Source organism: Bacteroides sp. D2 (assembly GCF_025147085.1).
In the GTDB taxonomy this organism is placed as follows: Bacteria; Bacteroidota; Bacteroidia; order Bacteroidales; family Bacteroidaceae; genus Bacteroides.
The window spans coordinates 1,373,954-1,395,568 of sequence record NZ_CP102261.1; the positions used below are offsets into that span (position 1 = coordinate 1,373,954).

The window sequence follows — 21,615 nt, forward strand, 5'->3', positions numbered from 1 at the left end:
TAATCTTTTCATTATTATCAAAACATGCTATGGTTCATCCCCTTGAGGGTCTACAGAGTCTATTGCCTCCAGGTCTTTGATCTTCTTTTCGAACATTCTCTTTTCGAGCAGTTCTGCAAATTCCTGTTCCTTGACAGGCATCACCGAAACAAATTTCCCTTTTCCGTATTCTATCAAGATATAATCCGTCACCGAGAAACTACCGAACTTCATGGAATGGTATTTCCTGACTGTGGTGATTTCGGAAAGCGGAATTACCTTCTTACGAATAAAACGGCCGCGTGAAACCTCCAGATTACCGTCTGTAGTTAATGTATAAGCAGTGTGTATAATCTGTTCGATTACTACAATCAGCATAAGCATGAACAGTACGGCTACTAAGATATATTTACACCACAATGCGCCGACGGCATTCACAGTAAGCACTACCAACAGGAAATATTGGTACCAGGCGATGCGGGCATGGAAAATTCGATTCATTTTGTCAGATTTTTGCCTGCAAGGTAGCAATTTTATGAATTAGTGACAACGAAAAGTACAACGAAGTAACTTATTTTGTAGCTTTGCGGTGAGAAATAACAAGATTATGGTAAGAAAATTCGATTTCCTCGTTATCGGTTCCGGAATTGCCGGTATGAGTTTTGCGCTGAAAGTGGCGCACAAAGGTAAAGTTGCTCTTATCTGTAAAAGCGGGCTGGAAGAGGCCAACACGTACTTCGCCCAGGGAGGGGTAGCCTCCGTCACCAACCTTCTGGTGGATAATTTCGACAAGCACATTGAAGATACGATGATTGCAGGCGACTGGATCAGCAACCGTGCCGCAGTAGAAAAGGTAGTGCGCGAAGCTCCCGCACAGATTGAAGAACTGATTAAGTGGGGAGTGGACTTTGACAAAAACGAGAAAGGCGAATTTGACTTGCACCGCGAAGGAGGACACTCGGAGTTCCGTATTCTTCACCATAAAGACAATACAGGAGCAGAGATTCAGGACAGTCTGATTAAAGCCGTGCAACGGCATCCGAATATCACGGTCATCGAAAACCAATTTGCCATTGAAATCCTGACACAGCATCACTTGGGGGTTACCGTAACCCGCCAGACACCGGATATTAAATGTTACGGCGCTTATATCCTCGATCCGAAAACGGGAAAAGTAGATACGTATCTTGCCAAAGTGACATTGATGGCTACCGGTGGAGTAGGAGCCGTTTATAAAACGACCACTAACCCGCTAGTCGCTACCGGAGACGGTATCGCTATGGTGTATCGTGCCAAAGGTACGGTGAAGGATATGGAGTTTGTACAGTTCCACCCTACCGCCCTGTATCACCCGGGAGATCGTCCTTCTTTCCTGATAACGGAAGCGATGCGCGGCTACGGAGGCGTACTGCGCACCATGGATGGCAAAGAGTTCATGCAAAAATACGATCCCCGTCTTTCCCTGGCTCCCCGTGACATCGTGGCACGTGCCATCGACAACGAGATGAAGAATCGTGGAGACGACCATGTATATCTGGATGTTACCCACAAAGATCCCGAAGAAACAAAGAAACATTTCCCCAATATTTACGAGAAATGTCTTAGCCTGGGCATCGACATCACTAAAGATTATATCCCGGTAGCCCCGGCCGCCCATTATCTCTGCGGAGGTATCCTTGTCGACCTGGACGGACAATCTTCCATCGAACGTCTTTATGCCGTGGGAGAATGTTCCTGCACCGGATTGCATGGTGGTAACCGCCTGGCTTCAAACTCATTGATAGAAGCAGTGGTATATGCCGACGCTGCTGCCAAACACAGTCTGCAAGCGGTCGATCAATATTCTTATAATGAAGATATTCCCGAATGGAATGATGAGGGAACCCGCTCGCCGGAAGAAATGGTGCTCATTACACAGAGCATGAAGGAAGTGAACCAGATTATGAGTACTTATGTAGGTATTGTCCGTAGCGACCTCCGTCTGAAACGTGCGTGGGACCGACTGGATATTATCTACGAGGAGACTGAAAGTCTGTTCAAGCGTAGCGTTGCGTCCAGAGAAATCTGCGAATTGCGTAATATGGTGAACGTGGGTTATCTGATTATGCGCCAGGCAATGGAGCGTAAGGAGAGTCGCGGGTTGCATTATACGATTGATTATCCGCACGTGAAGAAATAACAAGAAAGAGAGCAATTGCTATTTACAAAGGCAATATATCCTATAAAAACAGAAAATGCCGCTTGCAGTAATTTGTAAGCGGCATTTCTTTATTCTACTTAATCTATTGATTAATAGTTTTCTTTCTTCACCTCGAAATAAGCCTGCGGATGCAAACATGCCGGGCAAACTTCAGGAGCTTCCTTACCTACAGTGATGTAACCGCAGTTACGGCATTGCCATACCACTTCGCCTTCTTTAGCGAATACAGTCATATTTTCGATGTTGTTCACGAAAGCAAGGTATCTTTCTTCGTGACCTTTTTCTGCGATGGAGATATTGCGATACATAGCAGCAATCATCGGGAAACCTTCCTGTTCTGCCACATCAGCAAAGTGAGGATAATCCAGTGACCATTCTTCATGTTCACCTGCTGCAGCAGCGCGAAGATTTTCAAGTGTAGTACCGATTACGCCAGCCGGATAGCTAGCTGTGATTTCTACCATACCACCTTCGAGGAACTTAAACATACGTTTTGCATGTTCTTTTTCCTGATCGGCTGTTTCTGTAAAGATAGCTGCAATTTGTTCGTAACCTTCTTTTTTAGCGACACTTGCAAAATAAGTGTAACGCATTCTAGCTTGTGATTCTCCTGCGAATGAAGTCAACAGATTTTTCTCTGTTTGAGTTCCTTTAATACTCTTAGCCATAATTCTATTTATATTTTAAATTGGTTGATTACCAAACGTAACTTGTCGTACTATTTATAACGCAAATATAAGAGATTTGTTCATAACAAGCCACCTTTTCTTGATGAATAAAAACTATCGGCTCATCGATGAAATCTATCAATAGATAAATAGTATGTTCAAAAACATACTTCTTTCGATTATTTTATATAATTTTGCAACCTCCACTTTGCAAAAAAGAACGAAGTACACGTATAACAACATATAAAAATGAAGCTATTTGAATTTAAACCCAAACTGGTTTCTTGTCTAAAGAATTATTCGAAAGAAACGTTTATGGCGGACCTGATGGCCGGTATCATCGTAGGTATCGTGGCACTCCCATTGGCCATCGCCTTCGGTATCGCTTCGGGAGTCTCACCCGAAAAAGGTATTATCACCGCTATCATTGCCGGATTTATCATTTCTTTATTGGGCGGCAGCAAAGTCCAGATCGGTGGTCCGACAGGAGCATTTATCGTCATTATCTACGGCATCATACAGCAATACGGTGAAGCCGGACTGATTGTAGCTACACTCATGGCAGGTGTACTCCTTATTTTATTAGGAGTGTTCAAGCTCGGAGCAGTTATCAAGTTCATCCCTTATCCTATCATCGTCGGATTTACCAGTGGTATCGCTGTCACTATTTTCACGACCCAAATCGCCGATATTTTCGGACTGTCTTTCGGAGACGAGAAAGTGCCGGGGGACTTCGTCGGTAAGTGGATGATCTATTTCCGTCACTTCGATACGATCAATTGGTGGAACACCATTGTAAGCATTGTCAGTATTATTATTATCGCCATCACTCCGAAATTCTCAAAGAAAATTCCCGGTTCACTGATTGCTATCATCGTTGTCACAGTAGCCGTTTATCTGATGAAAACTTTCGGAGGTATCGACTGCATCCAGACCATCGGTGACCGTTTTACCATTAAATCGGAATTGCCCGATGCCGTTGTACCTGCACTGGATTGGGAAGCTATCAGAGAATTATTCCCGGTAGCCATCACCATTGCCGTACTGGGAGCTATCGAATCCCTGTTGTCTGCCACCGTAGCCGATGGTGTGATAGGCGACCGCCACGACTCCAATACAGAGCTGATTGCTCAGGGAGCAGCCAATATCATAGCTCCCCTGTTCGGAGGTATTCCCGCTACCGGAGCCATCGCCCGTACCATGACAAATATCAACAATGGAGGTAAGACACCGATAGCCGGAATTATTCATGCAGTGATACTGCTGCTGATTCTACTCTTCCTGATGCCGCTTGCACAATATATCCCGATGGCGTGCCTTGCCGGGGTACTGGTCATCGTATCTTACAACATGAGTGGATGGCGTGTATTCAGAGCTTTACTGAAGAATCCGAAATCGGATGTCACCGTATTGCTGATTACTTTCTTCCTGACCGTTATCTTCGACTTGACAGTCGCTATCGAAGTAGGATTGATAATCGCCTGCGTCCTCTTTATGAAACGTGTTATGGAGACTACCGAAATCTCGGTGATTACCGATGAAATCGACCCCAATAAAGAATCGGATCTTGCCGTACACGAAGAAAACCTGATGATTCCCAAAGGCATAGAGGTATACGAAATCAACGGTCCTTACTTCTTCGGTATCGCTACCAAATTTGAAGAAACCATGGCTCAACTGGGAGATCGTCCGGAGGTACGTATTATCCGTATGCGTAAGGTTCCGTTCATCGACTCCACAGGTATTCATAATCTGACTACCCTCTGCGAGATGTCACAGAAGGAAAAAACCACCGTTATCCTTTCCGGAGTAAACGAGAACGTGCATAACGTACTGGAAAAAGCCGGATTCTACGAACTGCTGGGAAAAGAGAATATCTGTCCGAATATCAATGTCGCATTGGAGAGGGCAAAGAGCTTGATAAAATAAGTGACGCACTACATAAAGACAATTTACCATAAAACGGGCTGCCACAGAATCACTTCTCCGGCAGCCCTTCTTTCTCTAAATTAAAAAACAGAGAGAGTATGATGTCATTTACTCCTGACCTCCCCCTAAAGCACGGTATAGGTTAATTAAACTTTGTATTTCAGTAAAATGATTGGCCGTTTGCGACAGTTGCACACTAAGCAATGACTGGCGGGCGGTAAGCACTTCCAGATAGGTAGTATTACCATGCTCCATCAATAGCGAAGTACTTTGTAAAGCCGTTTGCAGGGAAGCGATCTGCTTGTCCAGCAAAAGTCTTTTTCCCTGACTGGTCTGATAGGCAATCAACGCATCATTTACTTCGCTGCCGGCATTGAGCAATGTCTGCTGAAAACCGAGAGCGGCTTCTTCCTGTTGCGCACGGGCAATGCGGTATTGTGCCACCACCTGCCCTCTGTTAAAGAGCGGCTGCGTAAGCGAACCTACCGCTGACGCGAGAAACTTACCCGGATTAAGAATCAAAGACCCGGCAGAGTTCGTCCATCCGGCACTTCCGCTTAAAGTGATAGAAGGATAGAAAGCCGAACGTGCCGCATTGGTTCCATAGAACGCTGCTTCCAGTGTCCGCTCGGCAGAACGGACATCGGGACGGGAAGAAAGCATCCGGACAGGAATCCCTATCGAAAGATCCGTAGGAAACTGCTGCTTTGCCAGCATACCGCGCTCATAATTACGGGGTGTCTCCGCCAATAATAAGGCAAGGCTATTCTCCACCTGACTGATCTGCTGCTGCAAATCGAGTACAGAACTCTGCACCTGATAATAAGCAGCTTCCATCTGCGACACAGCGGATTCGTTTGCCAGTCCGGCATTCATCAGAGCGCGGGTGGAGGCCACGGTTTCTTTCCATGCCGTCTCCGTCTGACGGGAAAGGTCGAGTTGCTCATCCAGCATCAGCAGGGTATAGTAAGTATTGGCTATGCCTGTTATCAACTGGGTACGGACAGCCTGACGATAATCCTCGCTTTGAGCATAAAGTGCTTTCGCCTGTTTTTTGGCATTGCGCATACGACCGAATACGTCCAGCTCCCAACTGGCAGTAACGGGCAATGAATAAGCCTGCGTAGCCTTGTGTGTATCAAAACTGTTCACCGTTCCCTGCGGGGAAAGGGCAAAAGCAGGCAGAAAAGCAAGTTTGGCAGACATCAGTGCCGCCTGTGCCTGTTCCACACGAAGCTGGGCGGACTGATAGTCGGTATTAGTCTGTAATCCCACTTCGATGAGGGATTGCAGATAAGGATCGGTGAAAAGTTCCCGCCAGTCCATATTACCCAGACTGGCAGTGTCCTCGGCCACCACTTCCTCCCCATAAAGATGGTCGGGGACGACAGTGGCGGGTTTGTATTTGGTATAGATGCCACAACCGCTCAACGACAGACTGATGGCAACTAATGTGATGATATTCTTCTTCATTCTTTCTTTCATTTAGTTACGTTCGCGTTCAACTTCACTCTTTTCTTTCTCTAAAAGCACCTGTACGTCTGCTTCCTCCTCCATCGGTTTGCGGATTTTCTCCTGCAAAAATTCAAAGATGATGTAGAAAACCGGAACGACAAAGAGCAATGCCAGTGTCCCGACAACCATACCGCCTACTACACCCGTACCCAGCGAACTGTTACCGTTGGCACCTGCACCGGAAGAGAACATCAGCGGAAGCATACCGAAAATCATCGTCAATACCGTCATCAGGATAGGACGCAAGCGGACTTGTGCGGCAGAGTAAGCAGATTCCACGATACCCATTCCTTTGCGACGGCGCTCTATGGCGTACTCTGTAATCAGAATTGCTGTCTTAGCCAACAAACCGATTAACATAATCACCCCTGTCTGCAGATAGATATTATTCTCCAATCCAAGGAATTTGGCGAAAAGGAACGAACCCATCAGTCCGAACGGCACGGAGAAGATAACGGCGAACGGCACGAGGAAACTCTCGTAAAGACAGGCCAGAATCAGATAGATCAGGAAGACACAAATCGCATAGATAAAGACTGTCTGTGCACCACCGCTACTTGCTTCTTCGCGTGCCATACCACCATATTCGTATCCGTAACCTGCCGGCAAAGATTGTGCGGCTACTTCTTCAATGACTTTCTGCACCTCACCGGAAGAGTAACCGTCGGCAGGATTCACATTGGCAGTGATGGTACTGTAAAGATTGAAACGGTTGGCCGTTTCCGGTCCCAGCACTTGCTTCAGCGTTACGAACTGGCTTACCGGAGCCATCTCCGTACCATTGCGTACAAACATATTGTTCAATGCCTGTTCGTCGAGACGATATTCAGGTGAAGCCTGCATCATCACACGATATACTTTACCATACTGATTGTAGTTGGAAATATACGCACCACCGCAATAGCTCCCCACTGCATCGAGCACCGCACTTGGCGAAATACCCGCACGCTTACATTTGGCAGCATCCACTTCCACCGATATCTGCGGGAAGTTAATAGCATAAGAGGTATAAGCCATTGCTACCTCCGGACGCTGGTTCAAAGCACCGAGGAACTGTACAGCCGCTTCGTAGAACGTAGCCAGATCACCCCCCGTCATGTCCTGAAGGTTCAGTTCAAGGGAATTACCCATACCGTAACCCGGAATCATGGCAGGCTGGAAGCTGAATACTTGCGCTTCCTTTAAAGATTGGAATTGTGCATTGAGGCGGGAAACCACGGCATCCGAGCTATGTTCCTTACCTTTTCGTTCACTCCAGTCCTTCAAGCGGATAATGATTGTACCGTAAGAAGTTCCCTGCCCGGATATAAGTCCATACCCTGCCACGCGGGCATAGTGTTCTATTTCAGGTGTATCTTTCAGGATATTTTCCAAACGGTCCATCACCTTCGTTGTTTCTTCGAGCGTGCTTCCCGGTGAAATGCTGACATTCACCATGATAACACCCTGATCCTCCTGCGGCACAAGTCCCGTCTTGGTGGTACTCATCAGATAAACCAACAGGGCAACGGCAACTGCCAACAAAGTCCATACCATCCAACGATGGCGGATGAAGAACATCACACCTCTCTTATATTTACCCAGTACGGCATTGAACGAAGCATTATACGCAGCGCGTACCCGTCCGTTAATACTCTTAGCGCTCTTGGTTCCGTCCGACGGACGCATCATGATGGCGCACAAAGCAGGACAAAGCGTCAAGGCCGAAATCATGGAGATACCTACGGCAGTTGCCATTGTGATACCGAACTGTGTATAGAACACGCCCGAAGTTCCTCCCATAAATGTAACGGGAATAAACACAGCCATAAACACACAGGTACAGGAAACGATAGCCATCGTCACATCGCCCATTGCATCTTTAGTGGCAAGATAAGGCGACTTATACCCGGCATCAAACTTGGACTGCACCGCTTCCACCACCACAATAGCATCATCCACCACCGTACCGATGGCAAGCACCAAGGCAAACAGCGTCAGGATGTTCAGACTGAATCCCGCAGCCACCAGACAGGCAAACGTACCTACCAATGATACGATAATGGAGATGGAAGGGATAAGAGTGCTTTTAAGATCCTGCAAGAAGAAATATACCACAAGGATTACCAGGATGATGGCAATAATTAGTGTCTCCACCACATTGTGTATGGAAGCGAAAAGGAAGTCGTTCGAACTCATCATGGTGACAAACTCCGTTCCTTCCGGCAGATTTTTCTCCATCCGCTCTATCTGCGCGGTAATCTCTTTATTAACAGCGGTAGCATTGGAACCAGCTGTCTGGAAAATCATATAGAGAACGGCAGGCTGACTGTCCATCTCACTACGGAAACTATATGTCATAGTGCCCAGCTCTACTTCCGCCACATCTTTCAAGCGGAGTATCGATCCGTCCTCACGCGAACGGACAACCGTATTCTGAAATTCCTCCACGCTCTTCAGGCGTCCGCGATATTTCATCGTAAACTGGAAAACGTTCTGCGAACTCTCACCCAGCGAACCGGTAGGAGCTTCAATATTCTGCTCACCCAGTACAGCGGTGATGTCCGACGGTACCAGCCCGTATTGTGCCATCCGTTCCGGTTTCAGCCAGATACGCATACTATACGTATCACCCAGCTCCATGACGTCTCCCACTCCCTCGATACGTTTTATCTGGGGAATAACATTGATGTCCAAGTAATTGGCCAGGAAAGTCTGGTCATAACGGCCATCAGTGCAGACCAAAGCACCGATCTGCAAGAAACTGGTCTGGCGCTTCATCGTGCTTACACCGACTTTCGTAACTTCGGCCGGAAGTAATCCCTGCGCCTTAGCTACACGGTTCTGTACGTTGACTGCTGCCATATCGGGGTCTGTGCCCTGTTTGAAGTAAACCTGAATAATAGCCAAACCTGCATTGGAGGCACTCGAACTGATATACATCATGTCTTCCACACCGTTGATACTCTCTTCCAGGGGCATGATGACACTGTTCATCACTGCCTCGGCATCAGCACCGGTATAGCTGGCAGTCACATATACCGTCGGAGGTGCAATATCGGGATATTGCTCCACGGGCAACGTGAAGAGTGAAATAAGCCCGATAGCCAGAATCAATACGGAAATGGAGATTGCCATCACCGGCCTCTTTATAAACATATTTCCTTTCATAATCAGTCTCCTTCTTATTTAACTTGCGTGCCTTCGCGCACCAGTCCGGCGCCTTCCGATACAATTTCATCACCGGCTTTCAGTCCGCTCAACACTACATATTCGCGTCCGTCATTGATACCGGCCACAGTTATCAGGGTAGAGACAGCCTTACCGTCCACTACCTTATATACAATAATCTTGTCCTGCATCCGCACGGTAGCCGTCTGCGGAATGGCAATACAGTCTTTATAGATACTCGGCACTACTACCGTGCCCGATGCTCCGCTATGAAGCAACCGTGATTCGTTGGGGAACACCACACGTGCTACGACAGTACCCGTCTGGCGGTCGATGACTCCGCTGATGGATTCAATGACACCTTTCTTATCATAAACCGAATTGTCGTTCAAGTGCAATTCCACTTCCGGCATATTCTTCAATGCCTCATCCATATCACCATACTGGCGGGTAAGGGCAAGCAACTGATTCTCGGTCATGGAAAAATAGACATACATATCCGAGTTGTCGCTGACTGTGGTAAGCGGATAAGGCATATTAGCACCTACCAATGCACCCACGCGATAAGGCAATGCGCCTACTACTCCGTCACTGGGACTTTTCACCTCGGTATAAGAAAGGTTGTTGCGGGCACTGATTTCCTGGGCTTCGGCCTGTGAGAGTTGTGCCTTGGCAGTGAGATAAGTGTTCTCGGCTGTTTTCAGACTAAATTCGGAAACAACTTTCTGTGCATACAGTTCTTTGTTGCTCTTGTAAGTCAATTCGGCGGTACCCAGCCCGGCACGTGCTGCTTCTACATTGGCAGTGGCAGTTTTCAGTGCAGCCTTGTAGGGAACCTGGTCGATAACGAAGAGTAATTGTCCCCGGCGTACTTTCTGTCCTTCGGTCACACAGAGTTTCTCAATCGTTCCCGACACCTGTGGATAGATGTCAATATCCTGCCGCCCGCGTATAGTCGCCGAATAGGAAGAAGAAAACTCTTTGTCCACCGCTTCTATCTGCATTACTGCATAAGAAGAAGATTTCACTCCCGCATCCGATGCCTGCTTGCAAGATGCCATCCACACTGTACAACCGACAATCCCTATCAGCCGTATCCATTTTTTGCTTACTGTAATCATACTTTCTCTTTTGTTCTTTTGTTAAATCCTGGACAAAAGTAGGAGAAAAGAACAAGGCAATAGTGACCAATTTCCCTCCATAGATGTCCTATTCTCTCCTTTTTCATTTATTATAGCTAACTATTTGTCAATAAACGACATATCAGACAATTATAAAGGCAATCAGGACATTCCGTTTTCCGCTTTATTCACCAACTTTGCAAAAAGAAAAAAAGAAAAGAATATGGAAAAAGAGAACATCAGACCAATAGATATAAAAGACTTTAAGGACAGTCAGCATGCACTGGACTATATAGATAATGATTTTGCAATAGTCAACAGCTTGGAAGGAATTCCTGATAATAATGATATTGTCAGACTGGAATGTTTCATCATCGCCGTCTGTATAGAAGGGTGCATCCAACTGGACATCAACTACCGGACTTACCAGTTGAAGGCAGGCGATCTATTGCTCGGCCTTCCCAATACCGTCATCAGCCATACGATGTTAAGCCCTAAATATAAGGTAAGGCTTGCAGGATTCTCCACCCGTTTTCTGCAACGTATCATTAAAATGGAAAAGGAGACGTGGAACACAGCCGTTCATATCCATAACAATCCGGTGAAGTCCGTAAGCGACGAAGAAGACAATTCTGTTTTCGGATTCTACCGGGATTTAATTGTGGCCAAGATAAATGATGAACCTCATTGCTACCACAGGGAAGTGATGCAGCATCTCTTTTCCGCTCTCTTCTGTGAGATGTTGGGGCAGCTTCATAAGGAAATCGAGTGCTCCGACAAGTCGGATCGTTCGAGAGAGAATATCAAGCAGGTGAATTATACCTTACGGAAATTCATGGAGCTATTATCAAGAGACAAAGGTATACACCGCTCGGTGAGTTATTTTGCCAACGAGCTCTGTTATACGCCCAAACATTTTTCAAAGGTTATCAAGCAGGCGTGTGGCAGAACTCCGTCAGACTTGATTAATGAAACGGCTATGGAGCAAATAAAATACCGGTTGAAGCATTCGGACAAGTCTATCAAAGAAATTGCGGAAGAGTTCAACTTCCCCAATCAATCCTTCTTCGGGAAATATGTAAAAGCATATTTGGGAACATCACCGGCCAGTTACCGGAGCAGAAAAGAGGATATATGAAGAAACGCATATTTTATCTATTCTGTACCTCATAATTCGAGCTCCTCTCTTCTGAATCAGAAAAAACGCCTGTAATTTAAAACAGCACAATTCGCAAGCGATACCAAACGTCTATTATTGCTAGACAAATTGCAGTAAAGCAGACCTTTTAAAAGTATAAAAGGCCACTATATCATCAGACATATATCAGATTGCTATTTACAAACCAACAGAAAAGAAAGACAAACCAGCTCTAATTCTGCTCTCCCAAAACCCAGTTTCGCTTCCTTTAAAAGGAACCGACGGTTTGTTTATACCAAAGAGAGCGTTTGTTTTAAACAAACCGAAGCTTTGATTACACCAAACCGATGGTTTAGTGACACCATATATTGCATATTTCAAGGAAATAAATGCAATATAAAAAGAAAAGCGCATATTCTTGCAACTGAATATGCACTTTTTCTTCTATTAGGTCCTTTTATCTTATTCCGGTTTTCTTCTGAATCTTAAAAATGGAACAGAAATGGAAAACTCTAATTCCTCATACAGCCCCATAAGCCTAACGATTCTCGGTATCTTTCATACACCGTACAGAGAATGCATGAGAACGACCGGAAGAGTGAGTCCACGTCTTATCGGAAACTTTATAATACAGAGAAGTAGCTCCCTGATCCTTGTCATTTCCATAACTGCTTGCCGATGAGTTAGACCAATAGCAAGCGGCACCCTTACTGGCATCCAATCCTGTATTGTTGCCATTATTACCACCGTTGGAACCCCACTTACAACCTGCCAACGGCCAATAAGCATAGTTCGTACCGTCATAGCAATATTTAAATACCGCAGTTGCGCTCTGTTTCACAAATTCACCTTTCTGTTCTATCTCATCCAATACGCGAGGAGATACAACCCGGTAACCTTTCGGACAAGGATCATAAATAGATTTATGACCGTCAGAAGGATTGAGATAAGTGCTCGATTCATTCGGGTTACCCCAGAAGTCATCTTTACGATCAGTACGTGCACCGGTCCATGCGCCCAGATACCAGTCGGATTTTGTATTCTCTACATTATTGGTATAAAGCAATGCACGGGGATTTTCTATAGAGAATCGGACGTTGGTGGCTTCGGTAGGTATATTAGTACCCACGGTTCCCGACCAGCCGACCGGCGTAGGACGTCCCCATTGGAAGTAAACACCGTTTTGCTTCCAGTTGTCTCCTTCGCACGTCATATAAGTACCCAGATTACGATCCAACACTACATATCCCGTATTACCATAAGGGTGTTCTGCCGGAGTAGGGGTCATCCAGATAATAAAACTCCAGATGACGGTAGTCTGATCCGCTCCATAGATAGCCACCTGACCGCAACCGCCGTCATAGCCTCCACTTACTTTATAGGTGTTGATCGTAATATTGTAATCACTGCCAATAGGAGAGATGTCCGTAGTAGAGCCATTCACGGCAATCATCTTATGATTAACGTTCAAATCGCAACCCAGAATAGTTTTGGCATACTTGGGTTCTTCCACTTCCATAAAGTTACCACGTGCTTTCACACTCATCGTATTGCTCACGCCACTGGTAGAAATATTCGTCAACAGACAGTTGGACTCGCCATAAGCCCATCCTCCTGCCAGCAGACGTGTCTCTACCGGCTCGTACCATTCGCAGGAATTATCCGAAAGTTTCAGGTTGTTGACAGCAATCGTATTGACAGCATTGGCTTTCAGTTGCTTTCCTTCTTTGAGAATAGGAATTGTAACAGTCTGCTGGTCATTCTCCAGAGTGATGACAATGTACACTTCTTTGCCGCTCAAATCGGCAGGATATGTAGTCAGGTATATATCCTGTGCGGAAGCGAGCAGTTCGGGAGTAGTCAGTGAAACAGTGGCATACGGTTTCACATCCGTACCGTAGGTCAGTTCGTCCGTATCCAAATCTGCTGTGAATACACCGGAAAGAGGAGTCTTTGTCTCCTTGTCATATAAAGAGACACTCTTGAGTTTGTACGTAGAAAGCTCCTGGGACGAGATACTGAACTTCACATACGCCATCGCATGGTTCAACGTAAACTTAGCAAGCATATCCGGACCGCTGACCGTAGCCTTGGCAAACGCAAAACCATACTTTCCAATATGACGGCTATCGCCGGGACGGCTTTGTTCCTGCTCAACGGACAGGGTAGAAGTAATCTTGTTATCATTTTCTGCCAGTTCCGCACTTGCCCGGTAAGGATAGTAAATAAGAAGTTCCGTAGTTCCTTCTTCCGCCATCTTCACGTCGTCCGAAGTAAAAACACCGGAGTTTTGTCCGATCGACTCATCACTCAATAAAGACTGCACATTATTGATGTCGGTTCCTGCCGTACGGGAGAACACACCCAAGGCATCCCCTTCGCTCCAGAGCACCGGATAAACGTCCCCAGTTTTGTCACCGATAGAAACACGCGTCTGCGGAGACGAGAGTCCAACCAATGTCAGACATGAACCTGCCGTTGCCGGTTTTTTGCCCTTATCGGACGAAATAAGTTCGTCCTGCATGCAACTTGTCATCATGAGAATCATTGCACCTATTGCAAATAATCTATTTTTCATACCATTCATTCTTTTGAGTTACACCATTTTTACCATTCATTTTCTTCCAGATCACCGGCAGAACCGCCGTCACTCCATGCGCCTTCCGTTCCTGAAGCTTTCCAGGTCTGGAAAGCGGAACACACGGCACGTCCTTCGGCATTATAGGCGATGATCGCACTGATGTAATTCACTCCCGGACGTAATCCTTCGGTGATTTTGCGTGTATAGGGCAGAGATACGGGTTCTCCGTTCTCTTCTACGAATTTCACCAGCTTCACTTCAATGTTATAGTCAAAGCCGATGTCGGCCACCGGATAGAAATCAATGACTTTCGCTCCGAATGTAGTACCTGTTTGCTGTTCGGAAGTAATCAGAGCCGTATTGTCTGCAATCTCCGAAACTGTTAGGTTCATGGTGGGGATGACACGTGGAGCCGAATCATCCTTGTCCGAACAGGAGGCACTTATCAGCAGTAGTACGAAGATAAATGCCATGCTTATATGTAAGTTCTTCATAATCATATTGTATTAGTCTTATTTTTGTAAATTCTTATACCGCAGCAATGCTTCTAAAAAGTAATAATCGGCATACGTCAGGGGGACATCTACTTCGCTTTTATCAGGAAGTGCACCCACGCTGTGCTTCAGGATGAAACATTCGTTCGTACCCGGTTCTGCCAGATACTCTTTCGAGGCAAGCGTACGGAGTTGCTTTTCTGCCATGGCAAGATAAGATTCCTTGGCTTCCGTGCCGGGGATATAACGGCTTAGTTCGATAAAGGCGGAGGCCATGATAGCCGCAGCGGAAGCATCCCGATAGGTCTGCTCTTCTACCGGAGCGTCGAAATCCCAGTAGGGAATACCGTCAGCAGGTAGACGGCGGAGCAGCATATCGGCGATATGCCCGGCTTGCAACAGATAATTCTGATACCCCGTCAGGCGGAACATCATCGTATAGCTATACAAGGCCCATGCCTGTCCGCGACTCCAGGAGGAATCGTCCGAGAAGCCCTGCACTGTTTGCTTGCCGCGCACCGCACCCGTTTCAGGATCATAATCCACCAGATGATAGGTGGAATAATCATCCCGGAAGTGATGCTGGATAGTGGTATTGGCATGCGTACAGGCAATGTTCTGCAAAGAGTCGTCGGCGTAGGCTTTCGACATGGACAACAGCAGTTCAAGGTTCATCATATTGTCAATAATCACCGGAAACTTCCAGTCGCAGCCTTTGCGTACAAAGTCCCAGCTACGAATCACACCGGCAGCAGGATTGAAGCGGGTTGACAAGGATTTGGCGCCCTGATAGAGCACTTGTTTATAAGCCTCATTACCTGTCAGCCGGAAAGCATTGCCGTAACTGCAATTCAACTGGAAACCGACATCGTGGTCCCTGGTCACGTATTGTATAGAGTCGAGTTTCAGCGTGTTCTTCTCGGCCAGTGTTTTCACTGCGTCCTTCCGGGTATATTCGTAGATATACCAGAGGGAACCGGGGTAGAAGCCGCTACACCACCAATAGATATTCGAGGGAACAAACTCACCGTCGGCAGAGAGCGTGCGGGGAAGTGTCTTTTCTGTCAGGTGGGTGTCCATAGCCGTGTATTGTTGCTCCGCAACGGTAAATACACGGTCAATCAACGCCTCCATCGGCTCCTGCTTCGTGCAGGAGGCCAATGTCAAAAGTCCGAGTATAGATATTAATAGGATTCTCATACGTTCCATTCTTTTTATTTAGGGGACAGGGTTGTGGTAAATGTGGCGGTCTGATTGGCGGTGACCGTTGCTTCAAAGCCGACCATATAGGTGCCCGGATTAGCCTGGTCATAAGAGTTCTCACTGGTGGTACTCCATTGCTTGTAGGTAGGCTTCACGCTTCCGCTGGCTGTGAGATACATCACTTTGCTTCCGTTCGTTAGTACGATGCGGTTACTTTCCACCGTCGGAACGGCAGGCGTCACCATGCACCAGCGTACTTTGGCGGATTTATCCGTTCTCGCCTTGATCTCATCCATAACCACTAAATCTTTATCGTTCACGATTTTCACGGTACGGGTAGCGGACGCAGCCTGATCGGACACTACTTCTGTCAGATCGAAAGTGGCTCCCAATTCCGTAGCGGTATTGATAGTAGTAGTCAGCGTAGCCGCCCCATTTACCCGGTGACGGGCGTCATTGATTGAAATCGTGCTATGATTCAAGTTATTCAAACGAAATACATCCCAACGCATCGAGTTCTGTCCCATATCCCAAAGATTACCGCCTAAGCCGGCTAATACCGACTCGAGCGTTGTATAACTTTGCAGACCGAAATCCATCGACCAACGCACTCCATACGCATCGTATACAAATGAACCGGCATCCATGTGCCCGTGGCTCGAACCTGCCTTGCCGCCTTTGATTCCGAGGTATTTGTCCGTATCGGTGTATGTCCAGTCGGTATGTACCATCACCACGGGCGTTTCCCCTTTTCCACTCCATAGTTTATTGGAAGGAGCGGAGATTGCGTCCAGATTCAGATTATTGGCAAACGCCATAATCATCGGCAACAGGCGGTTTTCGGCACAAGAAGCGTATTCGCCGTTCTTCAGCATTTTCAGCTCATTATATAATAAGGATGGATTACTGTATTTATCGGCAAACCACCACGAAGCCAATGCCGCGGTAGAAGAGGGGGCACAGTCGGAATAATTAAAAAACTTGCTGTTCAAGCCTGTCATATACAGCATATACTCTGCAGTCTTGGAGAATCCCGGTGTATCGGAAAGCCCGTTATCCGTGCCAAGCGTACTGTTGAGGGCGGCAAGCATCAATACCTGATAGAGCGTGCCGTAACACCAGTAACCGCTGCCCTCCGGATAGTTGCCATCGGGAGAATACATCACTTCCAATGCAGGTTTGTTGGATTCTAACGCCTTTTCAATCATGTCCTTTGCTTCGGAAGGATTGTTTTCATAGGAAGCCAGTGCCGCACAAACCAGTCCGCCATTACAAACCTGGTTCCAGTTGTTGGTGGCTTCGTAGAAGTTGAGGTTCCAGTTCTTATCTTGTGCCTGCTGGAAGGCAAACTTCAACAATGCGTTGGCCGCTTTCGTACGGGTGGCTACGCTTAATTCGTTGTAGAGCCAGTCGTAGCCGAACGCAACAGCCGTAGCCATTTCGCCTACATCGAGAAAGTGGCGTTTCGAGTTCCAGTCGGGAAAGTTGCAGACAGCGTTGATATCCGTTTCCGCTTTAGTCAGGTATTTGGCATCGCCGGTCATCCGGTAGGCATAAGCGCAGGTGAAAATACGCAGTAACGCATCGCGAGACACATCGAGGATACGTTTGTTGCTGGCATCCAATTTATAAGTCAGTGCCGTGGCGTTCATCCCTTTGCTGTTGCACACTCCCATAATGGTATTATGGAGCAAGGTCAGATTGGCACTCGAATTGGCATCCACTTTGGCTTTCAACGCAGTGAAGGCTTCAGCGTTCATCAACAGGCGGGGATGATTATCCGCGGTCAGTTTGGAATAATCCAGTCCACCCTCCGGCTCCGTGGGATTCGGTTTCTCATGGGTAGATCCCGGACGGAATCTGTTCTCATCTTCATCGGAACAACTAACGGCTGTTCCCACAAAGAAAGCTATGATGATTGTTTTAAAAAGAATCGTTTTCATGGTTCAATGAATTTATTTGTATTACTACTTCAAAGGAATAAGTCGTACTTTCAGTTGCGCGGTACGATTGGCAGGAATCACCGTCTCAAAGCCCACGCGAATGGTTCCCGGATTGCGGAAATCATATTCATGCGGGGGCACGTTCGACCAGGTTTTCATTTCTACTTCCGTATCGGCATCTACCGTCAGCAGCATCCGTTGGCCGTCTTTGGTCAATTCCATCCGGTTCTTGCCCGTTATTTTGGCTTCCGCCGGAGTGACCATAATCCAGGATACGGTAGCTTCCTTGTCACCCGTCTCCAAGCGGTCGGTCACTTCCAGATGGTCTTTCTGATCCAATATCACGGTGCGGACGGCTTTCTTCACGCTGTTGGCAAACACACTCGACAGGTCTACTTCCGCCCCTTTCTGTTTCTTCGACTCGAAAGTACGGGTGATCGGGGCATTGCTCTCTACCAAATGGCGTTCTCCGTTAATCGTCAACGTATTGTGAGCGATATTGCTTAGCCGGAATACTTCCCAGCGTTGTCCGTTCTGCGACATATTCCACAGGTCCACTCCCTTACTTTCGAGTGTGATATAACTCTGCATCCCCAAGTCCATCGCCCAACGCACTCCGTCTCTCTCGAAGATAAACGACCCGGCATCCATGTGTGCATGAGAGGTAGAGGGCGAACCTCCTTTCACTCCCAGATAGGTATCTTTCTTGCTGTCCCATCCGCCACGGTAGATAAACACAGGCGTATCTCCACGGTTAAACCAGAAGTTTTTCTTCGGCTTTCCGATCCGGTTCAGGTCGAGCTGTGAACAGAACACCAGCAGGCTGGGCAGTAAACGGTCTTCGGCAAACTGCATATCCGGGCGGTCGAGATACTGACGTTCAATCCACAACAGGGAAAGGTCTTTCGCCTTGCCTGCAAACCAGAACATCATCATATTACACTCTGCCTCTACCGGAGAGTCCGAGAAACAGAAACAGTCTCCGCTCGGAGCCGTCATATACTGCATGAAACGGGCAGATTCCATGAAGCCGGGGGCTTGGGAGAGCCCATTGTCTGTGCCGAAAGCACTTTCGAGCGCAGCAATGAGCATTACCTGAAAACTTGTCCCGTACCCCCAATATCCGAACCCTTCGGGATAACCTCCGTCGGGGCCATAACCTACCATCGCTTTCGGATTTGTCTCCATGCATTTCTCTATGATGCCTTTCGATACCTCCGGAATCTCTTCAAAAAGAGCCAGCGCGCCATACGCCAATCCACTATTACATACGGAATTCCAGTTATTCTTGGCTGTATAGAACCAGGCATGACGGGTGTTCTTTGCCGCGTCGAACCCTTTCGCGATGATTGCTTCGCGCACCACCCGGCGGGTGTCGGGCTGCAAAGAGTCATACAGCCAGTCATAACCGATAGCCAATGCCATTACCATCTCACCCACATCCAGGAAATGAGTAGGGTTCCAGTCGGTGAAATGACTAACGGCCAGCATCTCCTGTTCCGCACGGAGAGCGTATTTCTGATCTCCCGTCATACGGTAAGCGTAAGACAGGTAGTAGATACGCTTCAATGCGATGCGCGAAATCGCCAGCAGGCGTTTACCCTCTTTGATACGTTCCACAGGCTGTTCCGTAAGTGTCCGGTCGCAAAGTTCCATGATCCGCTGGTGAACAGTGGCCAACGGGGGATACTCCGCAATGGCTTTCCTGATGGCTTCTTCTCCTCCCTCCGGCAGTAACAACCGGGGATGAGGCGCTATCTTGCCATAATCAAACTGTTGCGCAACTACACCCGTGCAACCGGATACAAAAATGAGTAATAGTAAAAGTATTTTCTTCATCCTTATTCAAATCTTTATGATTAATACGCCCAACCGCTTCGTTTAGTCAGGTTCGGGTTCTTTTGCGTTTCAACGATAGGAGCAGTCCACGGCCACATATAATCGGTGTAATACCAGTTATACTCTACCATATCGCCCCACCAGGACTTGCCGCCATTCACGTCTTTTCCCTGGAATTTGGTTTCTTTGTAGGTTCCCCAACGTACTTCATCGAAGAAGTTGATTCCTTCCAGGCAGAATTCCACGCGACGTTCATAGCGTATCCTTTCGAGCATGTCTTCTTTTCCGTTCACTGCGCACGGACCGCTTCCGCCCTCTGTCAGTGCGGGCATGTGGGCACGGGTACGTACTTTATTCACCAAACGGATGGCTTCTCCCAACTGATCGGTCTGCGCCAATGCTTCGGCATACTGCAACAGTACATCGGTATAGCGAATCAACGGCCAGTCGGTATGGCAACGGCTCCGGCTAATCAAACGGCCTTTCTCAAACTCATTGTACTTGCGATAGCAGTAGAAAGCAGAAGTACGTTTATCGAGCCAGAAGTCTCCGCCATTCGTTCCCTGTTCCTTCAACGGCCAACGGAGTTGTTTACCGATCTGGTTGGCATCTCCTGCATAATTAGGCTTGTAGCAGTCCACCGGCACATAAGGAGTGACGACGGTCTGTTGCAGACGCGGGTCACGGTTGTCATACGCCTTTTTGATACGGGCTTCATTACCACTGTTGAGATAATATTTCTGATAGATATCTTCGCCTACCCGTTTGATAAGGGCATTCTTTTGTGAAGACATGGATTCCAATCCATCACGGCAGAAGAAGATTTCACGCTGTTGCGGAGTCAACAAGTCCCAATCTTCCAAGCCGTCTACTTCCGACCATTTGAAGTCCGATCCGTCGGCGTTCTTATAGTAATCTACAAAGTCTGCGGAAGGTTTTATTTCCGTCCAGCCATCATACGTATCGCGGGCACCGGTCATTTGCTGAATGTTATCACAATAACCGGTTTCTTCGCTGAACTGGAGCGAGAAGATCATTTCTTTATCCTTTTCGTTTTCATATTTGAAAAAGTCGGCATATTCGCCTGTCCACAAGCCATAACCGCACGTTTCCACTTCTTTGAAATCGTTGCCCGCTTCCTTGTATTGCTTCTTCCACATATATACCATACCACGCAGGGCATAAGCGGCTCCTTTAGAAGGACGGCCGTAGTTTTCATTCAGCGTGTTATTGGGGAAGTCGGGATTGTTGATGCAATACGTCAAATCATCCAGAATGACTTGCCATACCTCATCTACCGAAGATTGACCACGGGTACAGTCTTCGTTATTGATGGGTTCCAGATAAACGGGGACGCCCTGATAAAGCATATTCAGACGATTGTACGCCCAGGCACGAAGGAAGCGGGCTTCGCATTGGTAACGCGCCAGTTTATCAGCGCTCATATCCGCTTTATGCAGATTGGCAATCGCATCGTTACACGCATGGATGATGGTGTAACAGAACTTCCATTCATACCACACCTGAAAGTCATTGGCAGGCTTGGTAGCCAGCGAAAGCAGTTCCACCGGATAGTTATTGGAATAATAATCGGTCGCGAAGCTCATGGCTTCGATTCCCTGACGGTTCAGTCCGTCGGCGCGGCGAAGCTGGGTGGAGGAGAGTTGGGTGGCATAGAACGGGAAATAGAGCCCTGCCATTCCCTTGTCGGCAAGCTCTTCCGTGGTCCACATGTTTTCACTTGCGATCTGGTCTTCCGGAGCCACATCGAGAATATCCATGCAGGAGGTAGCCACCAGCGCCATCGTTAAAATCATTAATATCTTTTTCATATCAGATTCTGTTTTTTAGTTCT

General features: G+C 47.2%; 14 protein-coding genes. 3 read left to right on the forward strand and 11 right to left on the reverse strand.

Annotated elements, in window-relative coordinates:
• Positions 1–27 precede the first annotated feature (27 nt).
• Entirely contained in the window at positions 28–480 is a 453-nt protein-coding gene (locus tag NQ505_RS04885; RefSeq protein ID WP_009001348.1) for a PH domain-containing protein, read from the reverse strand.
• Positions 481–586: 106 nt separating this feature from the next.
• Here NQ505_RS04885 and nadB point away from each other — a divergent pair, with 106 nt between their 5' ends.
• A complete protein-coding gene (gene nadB, locus NQ505_RS04890) occupies positions 587–2,158 on the forward strand; it encodes an L-aspartate oxidase (protein ID WP_008641519.1) in 1,572 nt (523 codons plus the stop codon).
• Between the two features lie 110 nt (positions 2,159–2,268).
• Here nadB and rbr read toward each other — a convergent pair whose 3' ends face one another.
• Positions 2,269–2,847, reverse strand: a complete 579-nt coding sequence (gene rbr / locus NQ505_RS04895; RefSeq protein ID WP_004302842.1) for a rubrerythrin — start codon at positions 2,845–2,847, stop codon at positions 2,269–2,271.
• A gap of 249 nt (positions 2,848–3,096) precedes the next feature.
• Here rbr and NQ505_RS04900 point away from each other — a divergent pair, with 249 nt between their 5' ends.
• Positions 3,097–4,776: a SulP family inorganic anion transporter gene (locus NQ505_RS04900; RefSeq protein ID WP_009001347.1), complete on the forward strand. Its 1,680-nt coding sequence runs from the start codon at positions 3,097–3,099 to the stop codon at positions 4,774–4,776.
• 108 nt (positions 4,777–4,884) lie between these two features.
• Here NQ505_RS04900 and NQ505_RS04905 read toward each other — a convergent pair whose 3' ends face one another.
• The 3 genes from NQ505_RS04905 to NQ505_RS04915 are packed head-to-tail and all read right to left on the reverse strand — an operon-like array spanning position 4,885 to position 10,562.
• Entirely contained in the window at positions 4,885–6,249 is a 1,365-nt protein-coding gene (locus NQ505_RS04905) for an efflux transporter outer membrane subunit (protein ID WP_009001346.1), read from the reverse strand.
• 12 nt (positions 6,250–6,261) lie between these two features.
• Entirely contained in the window at positions 6,262–9,441 is a 3,180-nt protein-coding gene (locus tag NQ505_RS04910) for an efflux RND transporter permease subunit (RefSeq protein WP_032854078.1), read from the reverse strand.
• 14 nt (positions 9,442–9,455) lie between these two features.
• Positions 9,456–10,562 carry an efflux RND transporter periplasmic adaptor subunit gene (locus tag NQ505_RS04915; protein ID WP_009001344.1) on the reverse strand — a complete coding sequence of 369 codons (1,107 nt, stop codon included), beginning with the start codon at positions 10,560–10,562 and terminating at the stop codon, positions 9,456–9,458.
• A gap of 223 nt (positions 10,563–10,785) precedes the next feature.
• On the opposite strand from NQ505_RS04915, the gene NQ505_RS04920 reads away from it, so the two are divergent.
• Positions 10,786–11,700, forward strand: a complete 915-nt coding sequence (locus tag NQ505_RS04920) for a helix-turn-helix domain-containing protein (RefSeq protein ID WP_009001343.1) — start codon at positions 10,786–10,788, stop codon at positions 11,698–11,700.
• 538 nt (positions 11,701–12,238) lie between these two features.
• Here the strand turns inward: NQ505_RS04920 and NQ505_RS04925 are convergent.
• The 6 genes from NQ505_RS04925 to NQ505_RS04950 are packed head-to-tail and all read right to left on the reverse strand — an operon-like array spanning position 12,239 to position 21,592.
• Positions 12,239–14,278: a fimbrillin family protein gene (locus NQ505_RS04925; RefSeq protein WP_009001342.1), complete on the reverse strand. Its 2,040-nt coding sequence runs from the start codon at positions 14,276–14,278 to the stop codon at positions 12,239–12,241.
• 29 nt (positions 14,279–14,307) lie between these two features.
• Positions 14,308–14,781: a hypothetical protein gene (locus tag NQ505_RS04930; RefSeq protein WP_009001341.1), complete on the reverse strand. Its 474-nt coding sequence runs from the start codon at positions 14,779–14,781 to the stop codon at positions 14,308–14,310.
• A gap of 12 nt (positions 14,782–14,793) precedes the next feature.
• Positions 14,794–15,975 carry a glycoside hydrolase family 88 protein gene (locus NQ505_RS04935; protein WP_009001340.1) on the reverse strand — a complete coding sequence of 394 codons (1,182 nt, stop codon included), beginning with the start codon at positions 15,973–15,975 and terminating at the stop codon, positions 14,794–14,796.
• Positions 15,976–15,989: 14 nt separating this feature from the next.
• Positions 15,990–17,921, reverse strand: coding sequence for a heparinase II/III family protein (locus NQ505_RS04940; RefSeq protein ID WP_009001339.1), 1,932 nt, complete (start codon positions 17,919–17,921; stop codon positions 15,990–15,992).
• Positions 17,922–17,945: 24 nt separating this feature from the next.
• On the reverse strand, positions 17,946–19,760 hold the full coding sequence (locus NQ505_RS04945; protein WP_009001338.1) for a heparinase II/III family protein: 1,815 nt from the start codon (positions 19,758–19,760) through the stop codon (positions 17,946–17,948).
• A gap of 20 nt (positions 19,761–19,780) precedes the next feature.
• Positions 19,781–21,592 carry a RagB/SusD family nutrient uptake outer membrane protein gene (locus NQ505_RS04950; protein WP_009001337.1) on the reverse strand — a complete coding sequence of 604 codons (1,812 nt, stop codon included), beginning with the start codon at positions 21,590–21,592 and terminating at the stop codon, positions 19,781–19,783.
• Positions 21,593–21,615: the final 23 nt, after the last annotated feature.